Annotated in this window: 30 protein-coding genes and 2 tRNA genes; 21 read left to right on the top strand and 11 right to left on the bottom strand. The window is 57.8% G+C overall.

From position 1 onward, the window contains the following. Positions 1-14: 14 nt before the first annotated feature. From J3P97_RS01575 to J3P97_RS01530, 10 genes are all read left to right on the top strand, one after another. A complete protein-coding gene (locus J3P97_RS01575) occupies positions 15-2,240 on the top strand; it encodes an AsmA family protein (RefSeq protein ID WP_434673332.1) in 2,226 nt (741 codons plus the stop codon). Beyond that, entirely contained in the window at positions 2,237-3,304 is a 1,068-nt protein-coding gene (gene mutY, locus J3P97_RS01570; protein WP_434673331.1) for an A/G-specific adenine glycosylase, read from the top strand. The genes J3P97_RS01575 and mutY overlap by 4 nt, the downstream gene beginning before the upstream one ends. Beyond that, positions 3,301-3,573, top strand: a complete 273-nt coding sequence (locus J3P97_RS01565; RefSeq protein ID WP_003186755.1) for an oxidative damage protection protein — start codon at positions 3,301-3,303, stop codon at positions 3,571-3,573. Before mutY ends, J3P97_RS01565 begins: the two co-directional genes overlap by 4 nt. 102 nt (positions 3,574-3,675) lie before the next feature. Then, positions 3,676-3,751, top strand: a tRNA-Phe gene (locus tag J3P97_RS01560). A gap of 119 nt (positions 3,752-3,870) precedes the next feature. Next, complete coding sequence (locus J3P97_RS01555; RefSeq protein ID WP_434570261.1) at positions 3,871-4,200, top strand: DHCW motif cupin fold protein; 330 nt, start codon at positions 3,871-3,873, stop codon at positions 4,198-4,200. 61 nt (positions 4,201-4,261) lie between these two features. Beyond that, entirely contained in the window at positions 4,262-4,669 is a 408-nt protein-coding gene (locus J3P97_RS01550; protein ID WP_434654047.1) for a hypothetical protein, read from the top strand. A 199-nt stretch (positions 4,670-4,868) separates the two neighbouring features. Next, positions 4,869-5,918, top strand: a complete 1,050-nt coding sequence (locus J3P97_RS01545; RefSeq protein WP_434673330.1) for a PDDEXK nuclease domain-containing protein — start codon at positions 4,869-4,871, stop codon at positions 5,916-5,918. A 99-nt stretch (positions 5,919-6,017) separates the two neighbouring features. Continuing rightward, a complete protein-coding gene (locus J3P97_RS01540) occupies positions 6,018-6,623 on the top strand; it encodes a biliverdin-producing heme oxygenase (RefSeq protein ID WP_434673329.1) in 606 nt (201 codons plus the stop codon). Continuing rightward, on the top strand, positions 6,620-8,854 hold the full coding sequence (locus tag J3P97_RS01535) for an ATP-binding protein (protein ID WP_434673328.1): 2,235 nt from the start codon (positions 6,620-6,622) through the stop codon (positions 8,852-8,854). The genes J3P97_RS01540 and J3P97_RS01535 overlap by 4 nt, the downstream gene beginning before the upstream one ends. Positions 8,855-8,894: 40 nt before the next feature. Beyond that, positions 8,895-9,341 carry a hypothetical protein gene (locus J3P97_RS01530; protein WP_434602541.1) on the top strand — a complete coding sequence of 149 codons (447 nt, stop codon included), beginning with the start codon at positions 8,895-8,897 and terminating at the stop codon, positions 9,339-9,341. A 9-nt stretch (positions 9,342-9,350) separates the two neighbouring features. On the opposite strand, the gene J3P97_RS01525 is transcribed toward J3P97_RS01530, so the two are convergent. Then, positions 9,351-9,788, bottom strand: a complete 438-nt coding sequence (locus J3P97_RS01525; protein ID WP_434673327.1) for a carboxypeptidase regulatory-like domain-containing protein — start codon at positions 9,786-9,788, stop codon at positions 9,351-9,353. A 374-nt stretch (positions 9,789-10,162) separates the two neighbouring features. Between J3P97_RS01525 and J3P97_RS01520 the strand changes: the two genes are divergently transcribed. From J3P97_RS01520 to J3P97_RS01495, 6 genes are all read left to right on the top strand, one after another. Further along, positions 10,163-10,936: an ABC transporter ATP-binding protein gene (locus J3P97_RS01520; protein ID WP_434602538.1), complete on the top strand. Its 774-nt coding sequence runs from the start codon at positions 10,163-10,165 to the stop codon at positions 10,934-10,936. 13 nt (positions 10,937-10,949) lie between these two features. Continuing rightward, positions 10,950-11,702: an ABC transporter substrate-binding protein gene (locus tag J3P97_RS01515; protein WP_434673326.1), complete on the top strand. Its 753-nt coding sequence runs from the start codon at positions 10,950-10,952 to the stop codon at positions 11,700-11,702. 78 nt (positions 11,703-11,780) lie between these two features. After that, positions 11,781-12,476: an ABC transporter permease gene (locus tag J3P97_RS01510; protein WP_434673325.1), complete on the top strand. Its 696-nt coding sequence runs from the start codon at positions 11,781-11,783 to the stop codon at positions 12,474-12,476. Then, positions 12,473-13,162 carry an ABC transporter permease gene (locus tag J3P97_RS01505; RefSeq protein ID WP_434570279.1) on the top strand — a complete coding sequence of 230 codons (690 nt, stop codon included), beginning with the start codon at positions 12,473-12,475 and terminating at the stop codon, positions 13,160-13,162. The genes J3P97_RS01510 and J3P97_RS01505 overlap by 4 nt, the downstream gene beginning before the upstream one ends. Beyond that, complete coding sequence (locus J3P97_RS01500; protein ID WP_434673324.1) at positions 13,143-14,396, top strand: methyltransferase; 1,254 nt, start codon at positions 13,143-13,145, stop codon at positions 14,394-14,396. Before J3P97_RS01505 ends, J3P97_RS01500 begins: the two co-directional genes overlap by 20 nt. 360 nt (positions 14,397-14,756) lie before the next feature. Then, positions 14,757-14,832, top strand: a tRNA-Thr gene (locus J3P97_RS01495). 162 nt (positions 14,833-14,994) lie between these two features. Here the strand turns inward: J3P97_RS01495 and J3P97_RS01490 are convergent. Both J3P97_RS01490 and J3P97_RS01485 read right to left on the bottom strand, forming a co-directional pair. Next, entirely contained in the window at positions 14,995-15,636 is a 642-nt protein-coding gene (locus J3P97_RS01490) for a BRCT domain-containing protein (RefSeq protein ID WP_434673323.1), read from the bottom strand. Positions 15,637-15,845: 209 nt separating this feature from the next. After that, positions 15,846-16,700, bottom strand: coding sequence for a hypothetical protein (locus J3P97_RS01485; RefSeq protein ID WP_434673322.1), 855 nt, complete (start codon positions 16,698-16,700; stop codon positions 15,846-15,848). Positions 16,701-17,242: 542 nt separating this feature from the next. Here J3P97_RS01485 and J3P97_RS01480 point away from each other — a divergent pair. Then, entirely contained in the window at positions 17,243-18,445 is a 1,203-nt protein-coding gene (locus J3P97_RS01480; RefSeq protein ID WP_434673321.1) for a hypothetical protein, read from the top strand. A gap of 290 nt (positions 18,446-18,735) precedes the next feature. Next, positions 18,736-18,945, top strand: coding sequence for a hypothetical protein (locus J3P97_RS01475; protein ID WP_434673320.1), 210 nt, complete (start codon positions 18,736-18,738; stop codon positions 18,943-18,945). Between the two features lie 332 nt (positions 18,946-19,277). Here the strand turns inward: J3P97_RS01475 and J3P97_RS01470 are convergent, their stop codons facing one another. Continuing rightward, entirely contained in the window at positions 19,278-19,493 is a 216-nt protein-coding gene (locus J3P97_RS01470; protein ID WP_434673319.1) for a CopG family transcriptional regulator, read from the bottom strand. A 428-nt stretch (positions 19,494-19,921) separates the two neighbouring features. Here J3P97_RS01470 and J3P97_RS01465 point away from each other — a divergent pair, with 428 nt between their 5' ends. Together J3P97_RS01465 and J3P97_RS01460 are read left to right on the top strand one after the other, a co-directional pair. Continuing rightward, positions 19,922-20,200 carry a DUF3077 domain-containing protein gene (locus tag J3P97_RS01465; protein ID WP_305497495.1) on the top strand — a complete coding sequence of 93 codons (279 nt, stop codon included), beginning with the start codon at positions 19,922-19,924 and terminating at the stop codon, positions 20,198-20,200. A 232-nt stretch (positions 20,201-20,432) separates the two neighbouring features. Next, a complete protein-coding gene (locus tag J3P97_RS01460; RefSeq protein WP_434673318.1) occupies positions 20,433-22,040 on the top strand; it encodes a methyl-accepting chemotaxis protein in 1,608 nt (535 codons plus the stop codon). A 62-nt stretch (positions 22,041-22,102) separates the two neighbouring features. Here the strand turns inward: J3P97_RS01460 and J3P97_RS01455 are convergent, their stop codons facing one another. Both J3P97_RS01455 and J3P97_RS01450 read right to left on the bottom strand, forming a co-directional pair. After that, positions 22,103-22,780, bottom strand: a complete 678-nt coding sequence (locus J3P97_RS01455; RefSeq protein ID WP_434570296.1) for an RES family NAD+ phosphorylase — start codon at positions 22,778-22,780, stop codon at positions 22,103-22,105. Further along, positions 22,780-23,190: an MbcA/ParS/Xre antitoxin family protein gene (locus J3P97_RS01450; protein WP_434673317.1), complete on the bottom strand. Its 411-nt coding sequence runs from the start codon at positions 23,188-23,190 to the stop codon at positions 22,780-22,782. Before J3P97_RS01450 ends, J3P97_RS01455 begins: the two co-directional genes overlap by 1 nt. Before the next feature lie 313 nt (positions 23,191-23,503). On the opposite strand from J3P97_RS01450, the gene J3P97_RS01445 reads away from it, so the two are divergent. Then, positions 23,504-24,427, top strand: a complete 924-nt coding sequence (locus J3P97_RS01445; RefSeq protein WP_434673316.1) for a LysR family transcriptional regulator — start codon at positions 23,504-23,506, stop codon at positions 24,425-24,427. Here the strand turns inward: J3P97_RS01445 and J3P97_RS01440 are convergent. From J3P97_RS01440 to J3P97_RS01420, 5 genes are all read right to left on the bottom strand, one after another. Next, on the bottom strand, positions 24,344-24,661 hold the full coding sequence (locus tag J3P97_RS01440; protein ID WP_305497500.1) for an AzlD domain-containing protein: 318 nt from the start codon (positions 24,659-24,661) through the stop codon (positions 24,344-24,346). The genes J3P97_RS01445 and J3P97_RS01440 overlap by 84 nt on opposite strands. Then, positions 24,640-25,353 carry an AzlC family ABC transporter permease gene (locus J3P97_RS01435; protein ID WP_305497501.1) on the bottom strand — a complete coding sequence of 238 codons (714 nt, stop codon included), beginning with the start codon at positions 25,351-25,353 and terminating at the stop codon, positions 24,640-24,642. The genes J3P97_RS01440 and J3P97_RS01435 overlap by 22 nt, the downstream gene beginning before the upstream one ends. Then, positions 25,350-25,787, bottom strand: coding sequence for a GNAT family N-acetyltransferase (locus tag J3P97_RS01430; RefSeq protein ID WP_434574309.1), 438 nt, complete (start codon positions 25,785-25,787; stop codon positions 25,350-25,352). The genes J3P97_RS01435 and J3P97_RS01430 overlap by 4 nt, the downstream gene beginning before the upstream one ends. A 13-nt stretch (positions 25,788-25,800) precedes the next feature. After that, a complete protein-coding gene (locus J3P97_RS01425) occupies positions 25,801-26,547 on the bottom strand; it encodes a 2OG-Fe dioxygenase family protein (RefSeq protein WP_305497502.1) in 747 nt (248 codons plus the stop codon). A gap of 81 nt (positions 26,548-26,628) precedes the next feature. Further along, positions 26,629-26,826: a hypothetical protein gene (locus J3P97_RS01420; RefSeq protein WP_434570305.1), complete on the bottom strand. Its 198-nt coding sequence runs from the start codon at positions 26,824-26,826 to the stop codon at positions 26,629-26,631. Between the last annotated feature and the right edge of the window lie 77 nt (positions 26,827-26,903).

Genomic DNA, 26,903 nt, shown 5'->3' with positions numbered 1-26,903 from the left:
ACAAGGATTCGCCCATGAAAGCGTTCGGCAAAATCCTGGGTCTGGTACTTCTCGGGCTGTTGCTGATCATTGTGGCCCTGGGCTTTGCCCTGACCCACCTCTTCGATCCCAACGACTATAAGGAAGAGATCCGCCAGATAGCCCGCGACAAGGCCCACATCGAGCTGACCCTCAATGGCGATATCGGCTGGAGCCTGTTTCCATGGCTGGGTCTTGAACTGCACGAAGCCAGCGTTGCGACCCTGGCCAATCCGACCCAACCCTTTGCCGACTTGCAGATGCTTGGGCTTTCAGTCCGGGTGATGCCGCTGTTGCGCCGTGAAGTGCAGATGAGCGATGTACGGGTCGAAGGCCTGAACCTGCGGCTCAACCGCGACAAGAACGGTCATGGCAACTGGGAAGACATCGGCAAGGCGCCCGCCTCCACGACCGCTACGAAGGCGCCGGCGCCAACCGAACAGTCCGCCCCGCCGGCCAACGCTCCGACAGAGAAACCGGCCCAACCCACTCGCCTGGACATCGACAGCCTGACCGTGAACAACGCCCGGGTCGAATACAGCGACGAGCAGACCGGCAAGCTGTTTACCGCTGAAAGCATCCAGTTGAGCACCGGCCCGATCCACGATTCCACCAATATCCCGGTTACCCTCACGGCTTTCCTGTCCAGCAACCAGCCGGCTGTTCGGGTGCGCACCGAGGTGACTGGCGAGCTGCGCTTCGAACGCGCACTGCAACGCTACAAATTCGAAGACCTGAAGCTGTCCGGTGAAGCCACCGGCGATCCGTTGCAAGGCAAGACCGTGAGCTTTGCGGCGCAAGGGCAACTGTTCCTCGACAAGGCAGCCAACGTTGCCGAATGGACCGGTATCAAGCTTTCCTTGAACCAGCTTCGCGCCCTGGGCGAGCTGAAGGTCAACGATCTCGACAAAACGCCGCAGCTGAATGGCGGCGTGTCGATTGCTTCATTCGACCTGGCCAGCTTCATCGACAGCATCGGCCAGAAACTGCCGGCGATGGCCGATGGCAGCCTGAGCAAGGTCGAGCTGGCGAGCCGCATTGCAGCCACACCGACCAGCGTCGAGCTCAACGACATCAACCTGAAAATCGATGAGAGCAATTTCAGTGGTCGCATCGCCGTGGAAGATATCGCCAAGCAGTCACTGCGTGCCCAGCTCAAGGCCGACACCTTCAATGTTGATCGCTACCTGCCGCCAAAGTCCGCCGAAGCCAACAGCGCCAAGGCTGCCCGCGAGGCCGAAGTCAGCAACACCGAGGCCAGCGCCATGGCCGGTGCCGGCAGCTCACCGCTACCAAGCGCCCCGACCCAGGGCGCGTGGAGCAACGATCGATTGTTCCCGGTGGAGCGCCTGAGCAAGCTCGATGTCGATGCCGACCTGAGCTTCGGCCAACTGACCCTCGACAAGCTGCCCATCCAGAATGCCGCGCTGAAAGCCACCGGGCTCGGCGGCCTGTTGACGCTGGAAAACCTGCGGGGCGACTTGTATAACGGCAACTTCGAAGCCAAGGGCACGCTGGACGTGCGCCAGCCCACGCCGCAGTTGAGCCTGCAAACCCGCATCAACCGGGTGCCGGCCGACAAGATCATCGAAAGCCAGGGCAAGAATCCGCCCGTCAAAGGCCTGGTGACGCTCAACAGCGCCGTCACCGCCAGTGGCAACAGCCAGAAGGCCCTGATCGACAGCCTGAACGGCAATGCCGGGTTCGTCATCAATGATGGCGTGCTGCTCAATGCCAACCTCGAACAGCAGCTGTGCAAAGGCATCGCCACGTTGAACCGCAAGAGTCTCAGCGGTGAACCGCGCGGCAAGGACACACCGTTCCAGCAACTCGACGGCAACCTTACCTTCCATAATGGCGTGGCCAGCAATCCGGACCTGAAAGTGCGCATCCCCGGCATGACGGTCAATGGCAACGGTGACATCGACCTGCGGGTATTGGGCATGGACTACCGCGTCGGCGTCATCGTTGAAGGCGACAAGAGCGACATGCCCGACCCGGCCTGCCAGGTCAACGAGCGTTATGTCGATGTCGAGTGGCCGTTACGCTGCCGAGGCCCGCTGGAGCTGGGCGCGAAAGCCTGCCGCCTGGACAACGACGGGCTGGGCAAGGTTGCGGCGAAACTGGCCGGCGACCGCCTCGGCGACAAGATCGACGAGAAGCTCGGCGACAAGGTCAGCCCCGAGCTCAAAGATGCGCTGAAGGGGCTGTTCAAGCGATGACATCCGAGCAGTTTTCCAGCGCCGTATTGGATTGGTTCGACCGCCACGGGCGCCATGACCTGCCCTGGCAGCAAGACATCTCCCCGTATCGGGTATGGGTCTCGGAGATCATGCTGCAGCAGACCCAGGTCAGCACGGTGCTCAATTACTTCGACCGGTTCATGGCCGCCCTGCCTACCGTCCAGGCCCTTGCCGCCGCGCCGGAGGATGAAGTGCTGCACCTGTGGACCGGGTTGGGCTACTACACCCGCGCTCGTAATCTGCAGAAAACCGCGAAAATCGTCGTCGAGCAATATGGCGGCGAATTTCCCCGGGATGTGGAGAAGCTCACGGAACTGCCGGGAATCGGCCTATCCACCGCTGGCGCGATTGCCAGCATCAGCATGGGCCTGCGGGCGCCGATTCTCGATGGAAACGTCAAGCGGGTGCTGGCGCGCTTTACTGCCCAGGACGGCTACCCAGGCGAGCCAAAGGTTGCGAAACAGCTCTGGGCCACTGCCGAACGCTTTACCCCTCAGGATCGGGTCAACGCCTATACCCAGGCGATGATGGACCTGGGCGCCACGCTCTGTACCCGCAGCAGACCCAGTTGCCTGCTCTGCCCGCTGGAAAAAGGCTGCGAAGCCCACATGCTGGGCCTGGAAACCCGCTATCCGATTCCCAAGCCGCGCAAGGAAGTGCCCAAGAAACGCACCTTGATGCCCATGCTGGCTAACCGCGAAGGCGCCATCTTGCTTTACCGTCGCCCATCCACCGGTTTGTGGGGCGGTCTGTGGAGCCTGCCGGAACTCGACGACCTCGACGACCTGCAACACCTGGCCCTGCAACATTCGCTGGAGCTGGGTCAGCAACAGGCAATGCCAAGCCTGGTACACACTTTCAGCCACTTCCAGTTGGCAATCGAACCCTGGCTGGTCCGGGTCCGCGAAACCGGCCATCACGTGGCCGAGGCCGACTGGCTCTGGTATAACCTCGCCACCCCGCCGCGCCTGGGCCTAGCCGCCCCGGTCAAGACATTGCTCGAACGCGCGGCCGCTGTATTGAACGCAGGAGAGTTGCAATGACCCGCACCATCATGTGCCGCAAGTACAAAGAACAGCTGGAAGGCCTGGAGCGCGCACCGTTTCCCGGCGCCAAGGGCCAGGACATCTACGACAACGTATCAGCCAAGGCCTGGGGCGACTGGCAAAAACACCAGACGCTGCTGATCAACGAAAAACGCCTGAACATGATGAATGCCGAAGATCGCAAATATCTTCAAGGGGAGATGGACAAGTTCTTTTCCGGCGAAGAATACGCCAAGGCCGAGGGCTACGTGCCGCCCTCCGAATAAGCTGCCCGGAGCGGGGGCGAATCGTAAGCGACGGTAATAGTTAAATATTTTTTGATAACTTGCTTGACGCCCCCCTGAAAAACCCGTTTAATGCGCCCCGTTGCCCAGATAGCTCAGTCGGTAGAGCAGGGGATTGAAAATCCCCGTGTCGGCGGTTCGATTCCGTCTCTGGGCACCAAATACCGAAAACCCCGATCAAGAAATTGATCGGGGTTTTTTATTGTCCGGGATTTCCTTCCTGCATCCTGTCGACTCAGCTACATTCGTCCGCTCCCCTCCTCCTGCATGCGAGTCGACATGGATATCACCGGCATCCCCTTCGGCACCACCGACTGGTCCACCATCGAACCCACCGAACACAAAGGCATTACCGGAACCGCTTACTGGCGCACGCAGCATTTCGGCAGCGTTCGGGTACGGATGGTGGAATACACGGCCGGCTACCTGGCCGACCATTGGTGCACCAAGGGCCATATCCTGCTTTGTCTCAAAGGCGAGCTGAACACCGAGCTCGAAGACGGCCGGCAATTCCTGCTCAAGCCCGGCATGAGCTACCAGGTGGCCGACCAGGCCGAGCCTCATCGCTCCTCCACTCCATCAGGGGCGACGCTGTTCGTGGTGGATTGAGATTCGAAGCGTTCGCGTCGAAGCTGTAGGATAGATGGCCTTATTCATCAGGAATCCGACCATGTCATCGGCGAACAAACAGCAAAAACGCAGCCAGCGCGCCAAGGAGAAAGCCAAGAAGAATCGCATCCAGCGTGCCGCTGCGCCGAACGACTTCCTGGACCCGAACGACGAGCGCATCGACCTGGAAACCGTGGACCTGTCGGACCTGTTCCGCATCATGAGCGCCGCCGAGAAGGTCAGCCAGAAAGCCATGCTCGAAGCATTCCTGGGCCATCCACTGCTGGCGCTCGTGCTGGAACAGGAAGGTGAAGAAGAAGCGACCGACTTCATCATCACCGCCTTGATCGAATACCGTCGCCTGACCACGGGCGTCGATGAGCAGACTGCCCTGGATTGGGTGGAAAGCAAGCAATTCCAGGCTGATTATGTGGCCGCATCCCAGGCGCTGACGCAAGGCCAAGGCTGACTTCAGTCAGCGACTGACGATGGATCATACGCTGGTGGGACGGCTCCTACAGACCAAGCTCCACCAGCGTGGGCTGCGTCATACCCGTCCTGCATCAGTCAGCTATTTTTCCTCCAAAGCAATCAGCTCCGTCTGACATCATCGAAGCTTTCATGGGAGCATTCTTCTGGTCCGCCCCTTCCAATGGCTGGACACTTCGATGAAGCCGATACTGCCCCAAGACGATCCACAGCTCGCGCCCTTGATCAACGAACTAGGCGAGCTGATTCGCCAGGCACGCCAGAAAGTGTTGCGTGCCGTTGACACTCTCCAGGTACAGACCTGCTGGCAGATCGGCCGGCACATCATCGAGTTCGAGCAAGGAGGCGCCGAACGCGCGGCTTATGGCGCAAGGTTGCTAGCGTCCTTGGCGAAGGTGCTGACGGGCCGGTTTGGGAAAGGGTTTGATGAACGTAACCTGCGGCATATGCGGGATTTTTATCTGAAGTTTTCAATTTGGAACGCAGTGCGTACCGAATTGAGCTGGACCCATTACCGCACGCTTCTGCGGGTAGGACACGACAACACTCGACATTGGTACATGAACGAAGCCGCCACCCAGAATTGGTCCACCCGCGCCTTGGAGCGCCAGATCGGCACGTTCTATTACGAACGCCTCCTGGCAAGCCGCGATCGACCTGCGGTAGAGCAGGAAGCAGCAACCCATCTTGAGCAACTAGCGTTCGGGCCCAGGGACATTGTCAGGGATCCGGTAGTCCTTGAGTTTCTTGGAATGCCAAACACCGGCAGGCTGCTGGAAACCGATCTCGAACAAGCCCTGATCAACCAGCTGCAGGGCTTCCTGCTCGAACTGGGTAAAGGCTTCGCTTTCATCGCACGCCAGCAGCGCATCAGCACCGAAAGCAAGGATTTCTACCTCGACTTGGTTTTCTACAACTATCTGCTCAAATGCTTTGTGATCGTCGATCTCAAGCGAGGCGAGCTGAGCCACCAGGACATCGGCCAGATGGATATGTATGTGCGACTCTACGATGAGCTCAGGCGCGGCCCTGATGATAAACCCACCGTCGGCATCATTCTTTGTGCACAAAAAGACGAGTCGGTGGTGCGTTATTCCGTGTTGCAAGGCCATGAACAGCTGTTCGCCAGCCAGTATCAACTGGTGCTCCCCACCGAAGAAGAACTGCGCAAGGCGCTGGATTGCGAACGGGCGCGACTTGAGGAGTCCCCCCCGGACGCAGCGACCTGAAGAAATGAAGCCCTTATCGATAAACGCATACTCAAAAAACCCATGTAATATTGATGCGTTTTTTTTCAGCAACGCTCCAGCCAACGAGCTCCATTCTGCATGTCACCGGCCGCAACCCACCCCTCTTTGATCCAGGCATTGCGGACTGAAACCGCCGAGTTGCATGTCGCCTTGGAAAAACGCCTGCCGTTTTTTTCGGAACGGCTGAACCTGGATCTGTACCGGCGCCTGATGGCGGCCTATTACGGCTTTTACCGGCCATTGGAACAACGGCTTCAGGTATTGGCATTGATTCCGTCCGGGCTGGACCAATCCCTGCGCATCAAGCTTCCGGTATTGCGGGCCGATCTCACGGCGCTGGGCATGGATGCCGCCGCTATCGAGGCGCTGCCCGTTTGCCAGCAACTGCCGCAGATCGACTCCCGCGCGGCCGCCCTCGGCGTTTCCTACGTGCTGGAAGGAGCGACCCTCGGCGGACAGATTCTGCGACGCAGGGTGGCGGAGCAGCTTGGCCTGGATGCCTCCAGTGGCGCTGCCTTTCTCAACGTGTATGGTGAACTGACCGGCCGCCGCTGGAAGGATTTCCTCCAATACCTGGACGACAGGAACCTTGGCGAACCCCAGACGCTCGAAGTCACACGTGCCGCCAAGGCGACGTTTACTCATTTTGAACACTGGTTGGACAGCCAAAAGGTACTGCTATGAACCCGGAAAACCAGGAAGCCTTCGAAGAACTGCTGGCTAATTGCGCAGACGAACCGATTCGCTTCCCCGGTGCCATCCAACCTCATGGCGTGTTGCTGATGCTGTCCGAGCCCGACTTCGTAATCCGTCAGGTCAGCGCCAACGTCTTGCAATTGATGGGACAGGATCCCCACAGATTGCTGGACCAGACGCTTGATGCACTGGTGGGACTGGAGCAGGCAGAAGCCATCCTCATTGCCTGTCACGCGGCCCCGGGAAACGACAACGCGCCCGTAGCCATCGTCGTGAACCAGCAGCGTTTTGACGCCTTGGTGCATCGCCATCAGGGCGCCCTGATCATCGAGCTGGAACAACACCTGAGCGACTATCGCCCCGAAGGCGTCAGCGGCGAGGCCAACCTGGGCCGCATGCTCCAGCGCCTGCAAAGCGCAAAAGACCTTCAGACGCTGTACGAAATCAGCGTGCGGGAAATCCAAGCCATGACCGGCTACGACCGCGTGCTGATCTATCGCTTTGAGGAAGAAGGCCACGGGCAGGTCATCGCCGAAGCCAGCGCGCCATCGATGGAGCTTTACAAGGGACTGTTTTTTCCAGCCTCGGATATTCCCGAGCAGGCCCGTGAGCTGTATCGCACCAACTGGTTGCGCATCATCCCCAACGCCGACTATATGCCGATACCCCTGGTGCCCGAGCTGCGTCCCGATACCCAGGCGCCGCTGGATCTGAGTTTTTCCACGCTGCGCAGCGTCTCGCCGATCCACCGTCAATACATGAAGAACATGGGCGTGCTGTCGTCGATGAGCATCTCGTTGATGAAAGGCGAACAGCTGTGGGGCTTGATCAGCTGCGGCAATCGCCAGCCTCTGCTCGTGCCCCATGAAATGCGCATGGCCTGCCAGACCATCGGCCAGATCCTGTCACTGCAGATCAGCGCCATGGAAACCCTTGAGCTGACTCGGCAACGGGACGCCAAGCTGGAGGACCTACAGACGCTTGCCGCCGCCATGGCCGAATCCAGCGAAAACGTCTTCGATGGCCTGTGCTGCGAGCCACAACGTCTGATGGACCTCACCGGGGCCAGCGGCGTTGCGATCTTCGAGGACAACAAACTGCATCGCCACGGTCAGTGCCCCGAACCGGAGCAAATCCGCGAATTGCACAAGTGGATATTGGCAACAGGTCAGCCGGTTTTCTCTCACCATAACCTGGGCAGCGTTTTCGCCCCGGCCAGGGCTTTTCAGGATGTAGCGAGCGGGGTGGTGGCGATTCATCTGCCCAAGCCTGTGGAAAACGGCGTGCTGTGGTTCCGTCCCGAAGTGAAGCAAACCATCAATTGGAGCGGCGACCCGCAAAAACCCCTCGACCTGGAAGACAGCGAGACCGGATTACGCCTGCGGCCGCGCACCTCGTTTGAAATCTGGAAAGTCGAGATGGACGGTATCAGCGCCAAGTGGAGCCATGGCGACTTGTTCGCCGCCAACGACCTGCGCCGCTCGGCCCTGGAAAATGATCTGGCCCGACAGGTGCGCAAGGAGCGCCAGGCGGTGCAAGCACGCGATGAACTGGTGGCAGTCGTGTCCCATGATTTGCGCAACCCGATGACGGTCATTTCCATGCTCTGCGGCATGATGCAAAAGGCCTTCAGCTCCGACGGCTCACACAGCTCGAAGCGAATTGCCTCGGCCATCGACACCATGCAACAAGCCGCCAGTCGCATGAATGCACTGCTGGAAGACCTGCTCGACACCTCGCGCATCGACGCCGGGCGCTACACCATCAACCCTCAGCCGATGGACGTCAGCCAGATCTTCGAAGACGCCTGTTCGCTGCTCACGCCGCTGGCCTCCGCCAAGGCAATCGATATTTCTTTCCATGCCGAGCCCAACCTCAAGATCAACGCAGATCCCGAGCGGCTGTTCCAAGTGCTGTCCAACCTGATCGGCAATGCCATCAAATTCACGCCGCAGCAAGGGACCGTGGGCATCAGCGCGATGTCGGTGGGCGATGAGATCGTGTTCAGCGTCCGCGATACCGGCGAAGGCATCGCCCCTGAACAGCTGCCGCATGTTTTTGACCGCTACTGGACAACCAAGGAAGGCAACCCGAATGGCACCGGACTTGGGTTGTATATATCCAAGGGGATTGTCCAGGCTCATGGCGGTAAACTGCACGCCGAAAGCCAGCCAGGCCAGGGCAGCGAATTTCGCTTTACCGTGCCGAAAATCGACTGAGCCGGGCACCGCCCCCTAACGAATTGGAAACCGAAGCCCAATGGCCTCACTGAACAAACAGCAAAAACGCGCCAAGCGTGCCAAAGACAAAGCCAAGCAGATCCGCATGACCGGGCGAAAATCCATCCCGATGTATGGCGATCCGGCCCATGCAACCGCCCAGCCACCGGTTTATGTACAGGAGTTGTTCGTCAAGCTGCGCGACGCCGAGGCCGTCAGCCGCAGCGAAATGCTCGACACATTGCTGGCCAACGTCAGCGAAATGATCATCGAGCGCCCAGGCCTGCTGGATCTGAAGAACGCCGAAAACGAGAGCATGGCCGCCACCAACCTGGCTGCCGACATGCTGGTGGACTACCGCATGTGGGTCGATGACATGGACCGCGAGGCGGCCCAGCGCTGGCTCAGCACGCCGGAGTTCATCAAGGACTTCAGCGAGGCGCTGGACCGTTATCGCCAGTCGATGGAAGAGCCCGCCGGCGAATAAGCGGGCAGGCTACTCGCTGCTGTTCCAGTGGAACACCAGCTTGCGCGCGGCTCCGCTGCCCAAATCGGCGGTGTCGCGGCGCTCCTCCCCGTTGCGCGTCGCCACCACGCTGTACTTGCCCGGCGGCAGTTGCACATACACCAGCGGGCCCGCATCGCTGAGCGTCAGTAATGTTTGTCCTGATGCGTTCTGCACAGTCACGTCCACATCCGGAACGTATTTGTTCTCCGGGCCGATCGCAAAAGTCATGTGCAGGTTGTAACCCTGGGCCTGCCCGATGGCCCGGGCTTCGTCTTCGCCGATGCCGCCGGACAGATAAGTAATGCCGTTCTGCTGCATGGGTTGGATCTGGACGCCTGTGTTGTCGATGGGCGCCAGGTTGGTGGCGTTGAGGAAGATGGGGAACAGCAGCGCGCCTAAAGCGACGAGACGAGATAGCGAGTTCATGGCAACCACTCCTGATTTTGGACGCCATCGTTTGATCGATTTATGAACACCGATGTTTAGATCGATTGGGAGTTGGTTCGAATGCCAATTGGAATAGGCACGCTCATCCGGTTAACCCTTCCCACCCCCGCCCAAAGCTGGCACCATCGCGCCTTTTTTTACGCGACTCCCCAGGCAATTCGCTGACAGGCAGGTTCAAACAGCCGTTCGGTTGTTGACGGCGCGACAGTCTGCTGCGCCGATGCGACAAGCTGCCGCAAGTCGCCGGTTTACCGGTCGTAGCGCTGTTGGCGGCCATCCGGACGCATGCTAGCTTGGCCGCCTCGCCAGGAAGGCTGCCGACAGCAAGGGAGCACATATCATGAGGAACGCACATGGCCCAGGCCACGCCCGCGCTTGAAATCCGCAACCTGCACAAACGCTACGGCCAGCTGGAGGTGCTCAAGGGCGTCTCGCTGACCGCTCGCGACGGCGACGTGATCTCGATCCTCGGCTCTTCCGGATCCGGCAAGTCCACGTTCCTGCGTTGTATCAACCTGCTGGAGAACCCCAACCAGGGGCAGATCCTGGTGGCTGGCGAAGAGCTAAAGCTCAAGGCGGCGAAAAACGGCGAACTGGTAGCCGCCGACGGCAAACAGATCAACCGCATACGCAGCGAGATCGGTTTTGTCTTCCAGAACTTCAACCTCTGGCCGCACATGAGCGTGCTCGACAACATCATCGAGGCTCCGCGCCGGGTGCTCGGCCAGAGCAAGGCCGAAGCCGTCGAAGTCGCCGAAGCCCTGCTGGCCAAGGTCGGCATCGCCGACAAGCGCCACGCCTACCCGGCCGAACTGTCCGGCGGCCAGCAGCAACGCGCCGCCATTGCCCGCACGCTGGCAATGCAGCCCAAGGTGATTCTGTTCGACGAACCCACCTCTGCCCTTGACCCGGAAATGGTCCAGGAAGTACTTAGTGTGATCCGCGCCCTGGCCGAAGAAGGCCGCACCATGCTGCTGGTTACCCATGAAATGGGGTTTGCCCGCCAGGTTTCCAGCGAAGTGGTATTTCTTCATCAGGGCCTGGTCGAAGAACAAGGAACGCCACAGCAGGTTTTCGAAAGCCCGCTTTCGGCGCGCTGCAAACAATTCATGTCCAGCAACCGCTAACGGAGCAGTACCTATGCAGACCTACAGGAAAATACTCTTGGCCGCTGCGGCCAGCCTGGTCCTTTCGGCCAACGCCATGGCGGACGGCAAACTGAAAATGGGCATCGAAGCAGCCTACCCTCCGTTCAATAACAAGGACGCCAGCGGCCAGGTCGTGGGTTTCGACAAAGACATCGGCGACGCCCTGTGCGCCAAGATGAAAGTCGAGTGCGAAGTGGTCACTTCCGATTGGGACGGCATCATCCCGGCCCTGAACGCCAAGAAGTTCGATTTCCTGATCTCCTCGCTGTCGATCAACGAAGAGCGCAAAGTAGCCGTAGATTTCACCGACCCGTACTACACCAACAAACTGCAATTCATCGCACCGAAAAACGTCGATTTCAAAATCGATAAAGAGTCTCTTCAGGGTAAGGTCATCGGGACACAGCGCTCCACGCTCGCCGGCACTTGGATGGAAGAAAACATGGAAGGTGTCGAACTGAAACTCTACGACACCCAGGAAAACGCCTACCTGGACCTGACCTCCGGTCGTCTCGACGGGATCCTGGCAGACAAATACGCGAACTACGACTGGCTGAAAACCGAAGCTGGCCGGGCTTACGAATTCAAAGGTGACGCGGTGGTAGAGGGCGACAAAATCGCCATCGCCGTGCGCAAGGGTGACAATGAATTGCGCAACAAGCTGAACGCCGCATTAAAAGAGATCGTTGCCGACGGCACCTATAAAAAGGTCAACGACAAGTACTTCCCGTTCAGCATCTATTGATCCTGACGTGCCTGACCGGCGCCGCTGTTGTACGGCGCCGGTCCTTAGCAAAGCCTGCCGCGATATGAACACATACCCATGATGATTGACCTCTACGGATTCGGCCCGGCGCTAGCCGCCGGCGCGCTGATGACCGTCCAGTTGGCCCTTTCTGCCTTATGCCTGGGGCTGGTACTCGGCCTGCTCGGTGCCCTGGCCAAGACCTCGTCATACAAGCCGTTGCAATGGCTTGGTGGCACTTATTCAACGCTGGTTCGCGGCATCCCGGAACTGCTCTGGGTGCTGTTGATCTATTTCGGCACCGTTAACCTGATGCGCGCCTTGGGTGAGTACTTCGGCAATCCCGACCTTGCTCTCAACGCCTTCGCCGCCGGCGTCATCGCACTCGGCCTGTGCTTTGGCGCCTACGCTACTGAAGTGTTTCGCGGCGCAATCCTGGCGATCCCCAAGGGCCACCGTGAAGCCGGCGTCGCTTTGGGCCTGTCGAAATGGCGGATCTTTACCCGATTGATCATGCCGCAAATGTGGCGCATCGCCCTGCCCGGCCTGGGCAACCTGTTCATGATCCTGATGAAGGACACCGCGCTGGTCTCGGTGATCGGCCTGGAAGAAATCATGCGACACGCGCAAATCGGCGTAACCATTTCCAAACAGCCGTTCACCTTCTATCTGGTCGCCGCGCTCATGTACCTGGGGCTGACAGTACTCGCCATGATCGGCATGCACCTGCTTGAACGACGCGCGGCCCGTGGTTTCGCCAGGAGCACGCAATGAACTGGGAAGTCATCATCAAGTGGCTGCCGAAACTGGCCCAGGGCGCGACGTTGACCCTGGAGCTGGTGGCCATCGCCGTGATCGCCGGCCTGTTGCTGGCGATTCCGCTGGGCATCGCCCGTTCATCGCGCCTGTGGTACGTGCGGGCGTTGCCCTACGCCTACATCTTCTTTTTCCGCGGCACTCCGCTGCTGGTTCAGCTGTTCCTGGTGTATTACGGCCTGGCGCAGTTCGACGCCGTGCGCAGCAGCGCCTTGTGGCCTTATCTGCGGGACCCGTTCTGGTGCGCCACCGCCACCATGACCCTGCACACCGCCGCCTACATCGCCGAGATCCTGCGCGGCGCGATCCAGGCCATTCCCCGTGGCGAAATTGAAGCCGCGCGGGCCCTGGGCATGTCTCGCCCCAAGGCGCTGCTGTACATCATGCTGCCCCGCGCCGCGCGCATCGGCCTGCCGGCCTACAGCAACGAAGTGATCCTGATGCTCAAGGCCAGTGCCCTCGCGAGCACCGTGACCCTGCTGGAACTTACCGGCATGGCCCGTACGATCATCGCCCGGACCTACCTGCCGGTAGAGATCTTCTTCGCGGCCGGCATGTTCTACCTGCTGATGTCCTTCGTCCTGGTACAAGGCTTCAAGCAACTGGAACGCTGGTTGCGCGTCGATGCCTGCCAAGGGCGCTGAGAGCGAGGTGCTAACGGGCGAAACATTGCTCGCCCGTTTCATGGCCCTGGATGCTTTTCTCACAGAGCACCAGGCGCTATGGAAGCCCCGCCCTTTCACTCATCTTCAGCTACCTTGGGAAACTTCCCACCCCGAACTGGCCCAATGGCTACGCCAGCGTTCGCTGCAAGCGGCGGAAAACGACCATCACCAGCCGTGGTTGATTGAAGACGCGCCCGCGCCGTTTGCGCAATGGGCCGCTACCGCCCGCGCATTGAGCGCTGTCGCCGAGCTGCCCGCCAGCCTGCTAAAAGCGTCAACTCATCGCCTCAACGTCGACGTACCCGGGCGCAAATGGCAGCAGATCGAAGCCTTCGCCAGCCGCCTGAACTTCACCACCAAACCGACCCACTGGCTCGACTGGTGCGCTGGCAAAGGCCACCTGGGTCGACGGTTACTGCGCGACGTTCAGCACCTGACCTGCCTGGAACACGACCCCATGCTGGTCGCCGCCGGCCAGCAACTGAGCCAGCGCCACAACCTGCCGGCCATGCACTTGCAGCAAGATGTATTGGCGCCGGACGCGGCCCAGGCGATCCAACCGGAACACACCCCGATAGCCCTCCACGCCTGCGGCGACCTGCATGTGCGGCTCATGCACCTGGCGAGTGCCGCCGGCTGCGCACAAATGGCTATCGCACCGTGCTGCTACAACCGCATCAGCACGGCGCGGTATCAACCGCTGTCCGATGCGGCCAGCCAATCCAGCCTGCAACTGTCGCTGGACGACCTCGGCCTGCCATTGAGCGAAACCGTCACCGCCGGCGCGCGCGTCCGACGGCAACGGGACAAATCCATGGCCCGACGCCTGGCCTTCGACCTGCTGCAAAGGCAAATCCGCCGCAGCGACGACTACCTGCCCACGCCGTCATTACCCAACGCCTGGCTGGAAAAACCGTTCGCCCACTACTGCACCGACCTGGCGGCCCTGAAGAATTTATCCATAGTCGGTTCCCCCGATTGGGACCAACTGGAAGCTGCGGGTTATCAGCGCCTGGCCGAGGTGCGCAACCTAGAACTGGTGCGAGGCCTTTTCCGACGGCCGTTGGAGCTTTGGCTGGTGCTGGACCGGGCACTTTTCCTCAGCCAAAAGGGTTACGAAGTGCGCCTTGGTATCTTCTGCGAAGCACCTCTTACGCCAAGAAATCTATTACTGCTGGCAGAGCGTCAGCCACACGCGACAGCCTGTGGATAACTCTGTTGATGAAATAAGCGTGGATCCAAGTAAGTCGTGATTTTCTGAGCGTCTCCAAGCTGTTCATTTTTTGTTCATATGGATAAAAAACCATGAAAACAGGGATTTGCGGGCAAACGAGAAAAGTGTCACAAAAAGGAAAGATTCCGTTCGGCGCTTCCTTCCCATTGTGCATAAGCGCCAAAACAAACTGACATAACGGTTGGTTTTAATGCCGTCAGGGCTGCAATTTTGCTGGCCGTGCGTCGATTGATGCCCGCACGCAAGCTCCGCCGCGCCGCCGAGCCACGGCCTGCATAAAAATAGTCAGAATTCAGGGGTTTACAGAACCGGCCCAATCGCTATAATCGTCGCCCACACGCCGGTATAGCTCAGTTGGTAGAGCAACTGACTTGTAATCAGTAGGTCCCGGGTTCGACTCCTGGTGCCGGCACCATACAAAACGAAGCCCTCGCAGAAATGCGAGGGCTTCGTTGTTTCTGGGATGTTCACAAAACCTGTAGGAGCGAGCCTGCTCGCTATAAGACCATTAGTCCTACCGACAATCTGCCGGCCAAGACACGGCTGCCTGCGTTGGAACGACACCAACGAAGCCATCTCAACCAAACAGCATTTTCTGCCAGTGATCCTCACCCACAATAGCAATCGAAGCACCCGCCTCCCGCAGCTCCACTGCCTTCATGATCTTCGTTCCGTAGGTACTGTGGCGCCATTGTTCATTACCCACGCTACCAACGACCAGATAATGCACTTTCTTGCTCACGCCACCCCCTATCAAACCACCCCGCTCCTCGACCAACGCCTGACAATCCTTGCGCGGCCCAAAGGCCATGACGCCTGTAAATACAAACATTCGGCCATCCCACAGCAAATCAGGGGCAGGTGAATTGAACGGCAGGTCCGTAGGAGCAACCGCAACAGCTCTGCCTACCTGCGAAGGCTCAATACTCGCTCCAGAAAAACCACGCAGGATGTTGAGCAGCTCAAGAGACTCGTCCGGGTCCAGCGCATCGTCTTGAAGCATGGACGCCAAACGTGAATAAAGCAGATTGATTACTGGATCATTGAGATGCGCGAGGTTGTTTTCTAACCATTGCTTCAAGAAAATCGCTTCCGTGGTGTTCACGTCACCGTCCGCCGTAATTCCTGCGGCCAACCCTACCAAGGCATCGGCCGCGCGCCGGTCGATACGGGCATGGTGGAAGTATTTGCTCTTTTCGAATTCGCTGTGTAGGTCCATTACAAGGGTTCCTTTGGGTGGGGATTAGCTTGACACTGGATAGTGCTGGTTGAGGAAACGCTGTTTCAAACCTAGCATTCTTGCGCGCAATCTAACGTCCTTCAGCCAGAAAATAAATTCGTCCCCTTTTTCTATTGAAATCACAACGACCTTCAACGGCGCGAATAAGGTTCTATTAGTCTGATTTTAGGTCGGTGTCGATGAAAACCTCAGGCAGATAGTTCTGTATCAACCCAAGGTGGACACCTATTCTTGTTGCTATGAGTGCTCCGGGTTTCCCTCCACGCTCGCGGCGTTGAGCAATGGTGATTCCGCCAAGTAATTGCCGCGCAGTCTCCTCGTGGAAACGAAGACCTGGCCGCGGTACCATCGGTATACCTTTTAGCCTTGATCATGGCTCCTCCACTAATGCCCTTTGGGCTTGGAGAGGTTTGCCATCTGCCGCCAATTACCGTCTGGTTTTCATACGCGAGAGCTATGTGAATGTTCCGATCCAGGCCCAGCTTCAAATAATCTTCTTGGTCAAGCTCGCGCGAAGGAAAACATTCTCTTTTAGCATTAGCTTGATTTCCGGACGTATTGGACTTCTTCGAGCGGAAGCCTGCGGCCATATAAACACAGCCAACATCATCAGACTGCTCTAAATCTACATCCTCCAGCGTCAATGCTATCCGCTTGAACTCATCTGGCACTTCTGACTGTATGTGAAATACAGACGCATCTATAGGATCATCAGCATGAGTTCCTGACTTACCTCTAGCACTGCTAAATCTATCGCCCCCGAAAGTACATAGTAGCTCTCCCTTGGTGACAGCCATGCATAACTGATTAATACCAATATCATCGAACACATGTGATGCACTCAGAACGAAGTACTCGCTACCAATCTGAAAGGCAACACCAGAGCCGGTCTGCTCAAGTTTATTTTTTTTCAGAGTGTGGTAGATCGGCAGTACCGCTGACTCGATCCTCTGAGGTAGATCCAGAGCTATTCCCACCTGCCGCCCCACTAACGCAAGGGCAAATTGAACTCTTGGATCTGTCAAGTCGATATCGACCTTCATTATTAAGCCCTTGAATAAACTGGTCCTGATCCCTGCAGCAGGATCAACGAAAGACATCCTTTATGGAGGTGCTGTATCACATAGTCAAGTCGACGCGGCCCTAAGGGCCGCTCTCTGTTTCTCATGCTCAGCGACTTCAGAATACATGGACTTCGGGGTAGCTCGTTTTGAGGGTGAACACGTCGCTATTTAGCTCCATCTCGCGGACCACGGCTTCGTAGTTGATGTAATCCGCCAACGAGGCTGGGATCTGCGAGCCTCTTCGATGAGCTGCTGTGCGTAGTCGGCGCGTTAGCAACATACCTTGCCAGGCTGGTCAAGAAGGTCTTGAAACTGGTTAGGTCGAATAGAGGCCCATGCTCGCCTTGGTCCAGTGCCTCACTTGGCGACCTGATACTGAAAACCTAGATAGAAATCGTGCCTGTGAATCGTCCATGAATAGCTGTTTGGGCAAGAGGACGTCTTGATACGTCTGAGCTAAGTAGCCATCATCGCTACGTTTCATACGTTAAATGCTCATATAGCTTAAGAGAGAACGCATCGTGTCAGAGCTTGCAAAACGGGAAGAAAATGGAGGAATTGGCGAAAGTTTAACGCAGTCTATCTTGCTATCGCGATTCTGGGTTCTGAAGCGGTCGGCTGACGTCGACGGCGCAGACTTCCTCGTACAACGACAATCTGACGAACTGGATGAGGTCCGTCGCCGCGCGCACGACATAGAAATCCTGGGAATCGTCCAGTCTAAGTACTTCGAAAAATCAAACCAAGTGAAAGTGCAAAAACTCTACGTTTTGGACAAAGATCAACCACGCAAGGAGTTTTTCTGTAGCTTACATACCCACGACGAAGAAGGCGAACATGTGCATTACTTCTTCTCTGCTCAAGATATCGTTAATGAATTCGAGACTTCACCCTGCGGGGAGTATTACTGGTTCGCGCTGACCAAAGAACGTCAGTACACAGAATACAAGAACCCAAAAAATCGATTCATCCTCGATAAGATTGAAAGCGGAATGAATCAAGCGGAGGGAAGCGCGAACAAGGGCTTCATTCAGAATAAACTTAAGGTATTCGCAAGACCGACAATGCACTTTCAGAATGTACCAGATTTTCAGTACACACTTATGATCGTCGACGAAGTTCGTGTGGTTACGGCAAAAAACATGATGACTACTTATAGCCGCCTATTGGAAGCAAGGCGCGACCTTTACGAAAATCAGGGCGACTTCTACTGGGGTGACGACTACACCGGATGCCAGTTCCTCGCTGTATCAATTCTGGCGCACCATTTCGATGGGGACCTTCCGGAAGGTGCACCGGTCGCAGCACTGCGTGGTCTGTTAATGGATCTGGACGCAGATTCTACGTACGTGATCAAGAGTGGAATGCTTCGCGAACTCATCGAAAATCCGGAGCAGCAACAAAACAGCTTACAGGAACTAGAAGCCAAATTCGGCGTTGAATCAGAAGCTGGCGATATTGCGTATTTTGAAGTGACAAGCATACTCGGCACAATACTAAGTATTCGGTGTAAGGACGGCGTTGAGTCTGTTGTGGATACTGCCGGGAGCAACAAGGATATCGTTGGCACTCTCAACTTAGCTAGAATTCTCCTTCCAGGAATCGAGCGTAACGCTGAGCCTACCAGTAAAAAGTTGGCAATAAGGTTGTCTGTCGAGCGTGATGCGCACACCGGAAAAATTGTTCGAGTTCTTGATACTTTCGATATGCATAAAATCCACTAGGTTTAGGCGCGCAACGGAGGGCGTAATAGTATGCATTCATGGCGGGTAATTGCGCAGGATTGCCCGGCCATGTGCATTCGACCAGACCAACCATTTTGCATCGGATTTGACTTGGACGCTTCGTCGATATGAAGGCAGAGAGGGGCAAAAGCGTCTAGTTTACGAAGGTTATGGCTCAGGGTATTGATACCAACCTTCACGGGCGCTAGCCTGAACAACCTCTGATCGCCACCATCGAAGGGTTGGCGGTCAACACTGCGATCTGCGCCCCCCACACATAGGATATTGTTATGGCAACTACCATGTACTTTGAAGAAACGATCAAGGATCAAGGTGATAGAAACTCAATGGATGTAGAAATCGGTCGATCATCTTTCTACCCAGAAGATAGCATCTACATTAATGTCGATGGAAAATTGGTAATAATGGATCGAGCAACTGCCAAAAGATTTGTTGAAGCGGTCGTATCAGTCGGTTTATATCATGGGTTTACTGAGTAACCAGAAGCTAGGTCCCAGTTCTAGCTATTAGCTACCTCTGCTGGGTGAGTCATAGTGACAACGTGCTGACATCTCAAAAATCCCGAGTTCGATTCCACCAAACGCCATAACTAGCTGATCTATTTATAGTTACTGGTTGGGGTACGCCGAGTTTTCCAGCGAACTCTAGACGCCCGAAAAACCTAGCCCCCCCCGAAACATACCGTTCGTCTGGTGCCGCACCATACAAAACGAAGCCCTCGCAGAAATGCGGGGGCTTTGTTGTTTCTAGCGGTAGAAGAGACTGCGCCTGAGCCCGACGCACTTCCTCCCAAACCACTCGCTCTAGCCATTCATCCCCAGCGTCGGGCGCGCATCGCAGCAACCAGATCAGTGGAGGCGAATCTCCCTCGATCGGCCTCGTCTACCGCCATTTCAATCTGCGCAGCCAAAGCCTTGTCATCTTCGGCACAGTCGCGAAGGATGTGATCGTCAACTCCGTCCATCCTAGGCAGGTCAGCAGGAGAGCTCGAAGGATGTTCCGGCAGGTTTAGAGTTATTTCGGTCATGACTACCTCAATGATGAAGTTTCGGGCCGGCACGCTTTCTGCGCTTGATTGCAGAGCGACGAATGAGCAAGCACTGCTTTTACGATTACCTACGATGAGTATCTTTCCGACTGCACCATAAAATTACCTGAACCTCACCCGCCAGCATCGCGCCACGATTGCACCCTACCCAATCGCCCGCTACTCTCCAACCGTCGCTGCCAATTCAGCGACCGGGCGTGAGAACCCGAAGCAATCAAGGCGCAAAAGCGCCCATAATCCATCGTGGCGTTTTTTTTTTCGTCTGCGTTGTCGTTTTATGGCGGCTGTGCGTGGGAGACCTTCGGGTCTACCGGTTGCCTTGATTGCCGGATTCTCACCCCGCGCACGGCTGCCACCCCAACCCGTGAGAAGGTCGGTGGCAGCTCTCATAGTCAAGGAGCCAGACCATGCCAAACCCGCGAGACCTCAAAACCCCAGGCCTAACCCCCTTCTCCTACCACTCCGACCGCCCCCTGTTCCGCGTCAACAGCGGCATCCCCATCGGCGAAGCCCTCTCCCACGCCTCCGATCTTCTCCACATCGCCATGCGCCTGGCCGATGATGCGGCGATGGTTCGGGGTACGGATCGTTATGCCTGGGCGTCGTGTTATTTGCAGGAGATGAGCAAAGCCGTCATCGACGACGTAGTGAAGGTGCTGGAGGCGCCGGGGAGTAATCCTGCTTAAGGGGCAGTGATGCGATGCTGCTCCTTGTGCGGGGGCAGCATTGGGTTTCGTCTGTAGCAAAGAGGGGCCGCTTCGCAGCCCAGCGGGAGCAAGCTCCCTCGCCACGAGATTAGGGGAGCATTCATCTATTTATTTTCGCCGCCGATAGCCTCAATCAAGAGCATGCCTTTCCAAGGCTCGGCGAGCGCTCATCTACACTTGCCCAAATCCCCCGCTCCAGGAGCAACAAGCGATGAAAATCCGCACCAAGGTTGTAGGTTCGGGGTTGGTCAGCCTGTTTTTTGCGCTGTTGCTGGGCGGTATCGGGCTGTGGGGTTACCACGCCATGACCGATGCTCTGGCGCAGAACGAGACCAGTATCTCGGCGATGCGCAAGCACATGGAGGCGGACATGATGCACGACGCCATTCGTGGCGATGTGTTGGCTGCCTTACTGGTTGCACCGGGAGATGCCGAGGGCGCGAAGGAAGTCACCGAGGCGTTCGACGAGCATTCGCAGCGGATGCGCAAGGTTATCGCGGAGAACGCCGAGGCTCGGTTGCCGGGTACGATTTCCCAGACCATTGCCGAGCTGAAGCCTCAGGCCGAGGCCTATATCGCCTCGGCGAAGCAAGTGATTGGCAAGGCGTTGAGCGGGGCTCAGGATGGCCGGGCGTTGCGTACCGAGTTCGATAAAGCGTTTTCGGCGCTGGAAGAGCGTAACGAAGCGGTCAGTGAATTGATCGAGAGCCAGGCGCAAGTTTCTCGCGAACATCAGGACCACAGCATTCATACCTCGGAACGCTGGTTGATCATCACGTTGCTGGCCACCTGCGTGGCGCTTGCATTGCTGTCGTGGAGCCTGCTCAAGGCGGTGCTCACGCCGCTGAACAAGATCATCATCAATACCCAGGCGATTTCTCAAGGCGATTTGCAGCGCTCGATGGGCCCTCATGGCGATGATGAGCTGGGCCAGTTACAGGCGGTGATCGAACAGATGCAGGCCAACTTGCGGCAGATGATCGCGACGATCCGTAGCCAGAGCGACGAGTTGCATGGCACGTCCCGCAATCTGGGCGATACAGCGCGACAGATTGTGTCCAGCGCCGACCAGCAAGCCCAGAGCGCTACCAGCATGGCGGCGAGCATGGAGCAGATGATGGCGAACATCAGCCAGATCCATCAGCACGCCGACAGCGCGCGGACGATTTCGGCGCAGTCCGAACAACTGGCGAGCAGCGGTGGGCAGGTGATTCTGGGGGTGGTGGAAGGGATGAACCGGATTGCCGAGGTGGTCAACCAGTCTTCCAGCAAGATCACCGCTCTGGATGCGTCGTCCGAGGATATCCATTCGATCATCCAGGTAATCAAGAGCATCGCCGAACAGACCAATCTGCTGGCCCTCAACGCCGCTATCGAAGCTGCTCGAGCCGGCGAGGCGGGCCGCGGTTTTGCGGTGGTGGCCGATGAGGTGCGCAATCTGGCGGCGCGCACCACTCAGTCCACCCAGGAGATCACCGCGATGATCGAGCGCATCCAGTCCAGCGCCCGGGATGCGGTGGCGAACATGCAGGCCTGCGTCAGCCGCGTGGACGAAGGCGTCAACCTGGCCCAGCAGGCCGGCGTGTCGATCAGCGAAATCCGCACGGGCGCACGGCATGCCGCCGAAGTGGTGGAGGAAATCTCCCAGACCATTGCCGAACAATCAAAAGCCAGTGACGAAATGGCCCAGCGGGTAGAAGCAATAGCCGAGCAGTCTCGGGAAAACACCCGCTCGATTCACGATCTGACAAAAACGGCTGACCATCTGAACGACGCCGCGGGCTCGATGCAGGCTTCGGTGCAGCAGTTCAAGATTTGATCAACCACGCCCGCCTGTACGTGGGGTAAAGGAGCTTGCCCGCTGGCCGCACGGCAGCTCCTTCACACTTGGCTGACCTCAAACACAAACGAAATCTCCCGTTTCTGGGCACTCCACACGTAACGAATATGCTTGCCCTGCACCGGAATCGACACCGCCGGCGGGCGAAACGCGGCCACGCATTCGTGGCCGGGCAAGCGGACGCTGTTGTACAGCAACCCCCACGACAAGGTTTCACGCAGCTCCCGGGCAAATACCTGGGACGGGCCGTACGCGTCAGGGTCCGGGTTATGCAGATGGGGATAATCGTGGCGGATGTCGTGCAGGGGTTTGACGATCTTGTTGACGTAGGTGCGCATGGTCAACTCCAGGTCCGGCTCGTTGGTCGCGCCAAGGAAGCGTGCCTGGTGGTAGCAGGTCTCGGCAATCGCGGCTTCCTGGCTGCTGGCAGCGTAGTAGACGCCGAATGTGCCGTCGCTGAAGCGGCTGCGCTTGCCGATGTGGGTGAATGCCGCCATCACCGGCGACGAGCCCGGGCCGGAAACCCGGTCTTCGGGGCGTACCCGGGACAGCACGCCGGCCTCTTCCATGAGCCGGTCATTGGTCAGCGCTTCGAGGGCGTAGGCGGTGGGCAGGTCTTCGGGATCAAGCACGTCTTCGAACAGCGTGATCGGCGGAAAGCTGCTGTTGACGATCCGATAGGCCCGTTTCCATTGCGGGTCCGCCAGTGGTGGCGTCATCAGCCGCGCACTCCGTCGAGGTATCGCCGCACATCGGCGATGTCCACCACTCGCCCGGTCAGCATGTAGGAAAGCGCCGACTGGCCGTTAAATGGCGCCGCGTTATTGGGACTGCTGACCCATTGATACACGCGGTCCCGGCTGTTGCTGAAGATGATGCTCAGGGCTTTATGAATACCCATGAGGTAGGAGATTCGCTCGAGGGTATCGCGCGGCAGCCTTACGTTGTCGGGTAATTGTTTGTACTTGTAGAAAGTCGTGTTCCCTACCTTGCCCAACAGCGTGCGCTGCTGCTCGACGCTGCAGCCCCACAACTCCATGAGGTTGAAGAAGAACTTCAACGCGATTCGACCCGCGTCCGGGGATTCCAATTGTTGCTGTGCGTTGAGCGTGATGGAGGAAGTCGCCATGAGGTTTGGGCTCCTGTATTACGGACTGTTGCGTAAAGACTAATACATAAACGGATAAAAATTAAGTTTTAATTCGCAAGCGAATAGATTAAGGACCAGGAAGTCTGGATTTACCCGCAGATGTTTCGGCCTATACACAGCACCAGCAAAAAATCAGAATCGCGCATAAGCTCCAATCATCGCCTGCCGGAGCTTTTCGCCACAAAACCGCGACAACCGTGGCAAGGTGCTTGATGATAGCCAGTATCGCACCGCCAGACCCTGGCCAGGTGCCAAATAACAGCGAGCCCACTTAAGCAGAGGGCATTACCTCATGGATAGCAGAACCTTACGCAACCTCATGCGCATCGTGCAGACCGGCTCGTTGTCGGCTGCGGCGGAGCAGTCGTGCCTGACGGTGCAGGCATTGGCGGCACAATTGAACAAGGTCGAGGAACAATTCGGGTTTCGGTTGTTCCGCCGCTCGAACAAAGGCCTCGCATTGACCAGCCAGGGCTCGGAACTGACGCCCTTCATGGACCAGGTCCTCGCGGCCACCCGGCAGCTGGAGGAAAAAGTCGCGGCGCTCAAGGCGCCCAGGCGACGTACCCTCAAGGTAGCGCTCAACACGACGCTGCCGGCGGAATTCAATCGACGGATGATCGAACGCCTGATCGCCGTTTTCCCCCAGTATCAGTTGGAGTTCAGCTACGCCGAATCGATGGAGAACCTGAGCAAGCTCAAGAACGAGCATTTTGACCTGGCGATCCTGGTCGGACAGCCGAGCGGATTTACCAGCATCGCGATGCCGGATGTCCAGGTACGCGTGGTCGGCGCCCATTGTGGCGAGGAAGATGATTCCCTTGGCCTGCTGGGTGACCGGTTCCAGGTGCGTCCGGCAGAGGAATGTCCTTATTCGCGCAGTTTCCTGCGCTTCCTCGACGCCGGTCTTGGTGAATACGGGCCGAGTCAGCGAATGGTCTATTCCTGCAGTGAAACCCTGACGCTGTCGTTGATTACCCAGCTCGACGGTTTGGGCCTTGTCTCCCGGGACGCGGCGCTGCGCAACGGCTTGGCTATCTTCCCGGATTTCGAGGACTTCCTGGAGGTACGCCTGGCGGTAAACAACCCTGAGCTTTCGGACCAGGCGCTGCATGATGTGGTGAACCTGACGCTACAGGAACGAACCGAGCGCGATATACGCCGCCGTGCCCACCGCCACACTGAGAAACAGGTTGCGGCTGAAATACGCACATAGCAGGGTCGGAATCGCGGCGTAGAACTCTGGACGGTCGAGCTGTATCTGCTGGTCCTTGATCAGTAACGGCGTCAGGGTGATCGCAGCGACGATCGCCACCGGCAGGTATTCCAGTGCACGGGCAACGAAGGGTGGCCAGTTTTCGGTGTTGACCTGCAGCGGCAAGGCCCGGGGCAGGAAGGTCACGGCCATCATCAGGACCACAACCAGGATCAGGAACGTTTGGTCAGGCATACGCCCACCCCGCAGCCAAAAAACGTGGCAATGAATACGTTGAACGGCGAGCTGCCCAGCAGGCTCAGCGCGCCCATGCAGGCCACGGCCGCTAGCGCCGCGATCAGTTTGTTACGGGTGTTGCACAGCGAAACCAGCACATAGAGCATCATCGCGGTCAGGGCGTAATCGAGCTGATACTTGATCAGGTGCGCGGCGTATTGCGCACAGACCGCACCCAGCAAACCGCCCAGCACCCAGGATGTGTGGCAGAAGAGGTTGAAACCGATCAGGTAGCGCACGCTTACCGGCGCCCCGCTGCCGAGCTTGACGCTGTGGAAAGCGAACGACTCGTCGGTGAGCCCCGACGCGTAGCACCAGCGCTCGAAGCGGCTAAGCCCCAGTGCTCGCAAAGCCTTGGCCATATACACAGACATCAGCATGTGACGGGCATTGATCAGGAATGTCGTCAGCACGATGGTGGTCAAGGAGGCCCCGCTGGAAATCAACGCCAGCGCGGCGAATTGTGAAGCTCCCGCGTACACGAACAGGCACATCGCCACCGGCAGCCACAAGGGCAAGCCGGCGTTGACCGCCATCAGACCGAACACAAACGAAACCGTGAAATAACCCGCTACCACCGGACTGGCTTCAGCAAAGGTTCGCGAGGCTTGTGGTTCGACCGCCAGCGGCTGGCTGGAAGTCTTGTTCATAAATCCCTCTCGAAAGTGATTTCACCCCGGGGTTCGCAAAACCCTTGGGCCGCCCAGAAACGCTTGCCGGCCAGATTGGCTTCGTCGACGAACAGAAACATGCGCAGCACGCCAACCCGCTTCATGTCGGCCGATGCCGCCTCCACCAACCGCTGGCCCAGGCCTTGAGTGCGATGCCTTGGGCTGACGGCCAGGTGATTGATGGTGCCGCGAGTGCCAAGCATACCGCCGATGACCGCGCCGACGACGTCACCCGTCGCATCGAAGGCCAGGTAGGCAGTGGTGGTTTCCTGCAGCAATACACCACGCAGGAACCGGGCATCCTGCCATTCGCAGAATGACACTTCGGCAAAACCGCGAAAAAACTGCTCCAGTCGTTCGGCGTCCCTGACCATGGCCCGGCGCAGCAGGACCTGCTGCGCCGACTCATCCATAGGTTCGAGCTGTTCAGCGAACAATGTCGAAAGCGGTCCCGGGCCGCGAAAAGGAAATCGCCAGAATCTGCCTGAAAGCCATTTCATGGCTATGGGTGTTGCGGGCAGGGGTCACGTAATGGCGCATGTCGCGATCAAGGAAGAACGTCGTGTCGAGGATGTCCTCGTAGGTGGTCGCCGCCAGTTGCTCTTCCTGGGGACTGTAGAGACGGCTTTCAGCGCCCGCCACATTGTTGCGGCCCCAGAAGTGCACGCCGCTGAACGGATACCCATCGCAATGGATGCCCTCGGGGGTGATTTCCAATTGCTTGCCCGGCTTGATCTCGATGCGGATCTGGTGGATCTGGCACTGCCAGATCTCATCGTGCAATTCCTGCGGAAGGACGTTCTTGTACACCTCGAAGTCCGTGTCGATCAGGCTGCGCATGACCGGCGAATTGATCACTTCGTTGGAGAAATCCTGGAAGTGCCGCTCCAGCCCGCCGACATAGCTGTTGTTGGCCTTGGACTGGACATAGGCCCGGTGCTCGAGTTGCTTGAGCTCACGGGTTGCGGGGTTGTATTCGAAATCGCTATAGCGACGGAAACGCATGCCGGACTCGGCCTGACCGTAATAGCTGTCGGGCTCCATGTTTTCCCAGCTTTTGGTCAGCCGGACAAAGTCGCCGAAATGACCGTAGAGATTGAAGTCACCACCGCGGACGTTGACGTATTTGTCACGCCTTAGCGCTTCGCCCACTTCCCTGTTCAGTACGATCATTTTTCTCAGGTCTCCACTGCAATGAGCGGACTAATCTATTAGGTGCAGGATTTCCGTCCATGAGAAAGTATTTGAGGCATTTCAAGCCGCGCTTGAAACGGTGCAAAAAACTTCGTTAGTGCGACTTTTTGCCATGGAGATCACGCTCAAGAGGTCCTTTTTAAAGCAAGCGCTGGTGAAAACATTGCCGCTGCCCTGAATGCGCAAAAACCGACGCAGCACCACGCCACCTGTTAGGCATTTTTCTGTGAAAAAACCGGCCCAGCCCGCCTGAAGCATTCCTCAAAAACCCTGGACCCGCCGGCTCGCGGGCGTTCCCAATTACCTGGCTCATTCCTTGATAGACGTGGGGCCCC

The sequence above is a fragment of the Pseudomonas sp. R1-15 genome, assembly GCF_051132085.1.
In the GTDB taxonomy this organism is placed as follows: Bacteria; Pseudomonadota; Gammaproteobacteria; order Pseudomonadales; family Pseudomonadaceae; genus Aquipseudomonas.
This window is presented reverse-complemented; position numbering and strand designations above follow the sequence as displayed.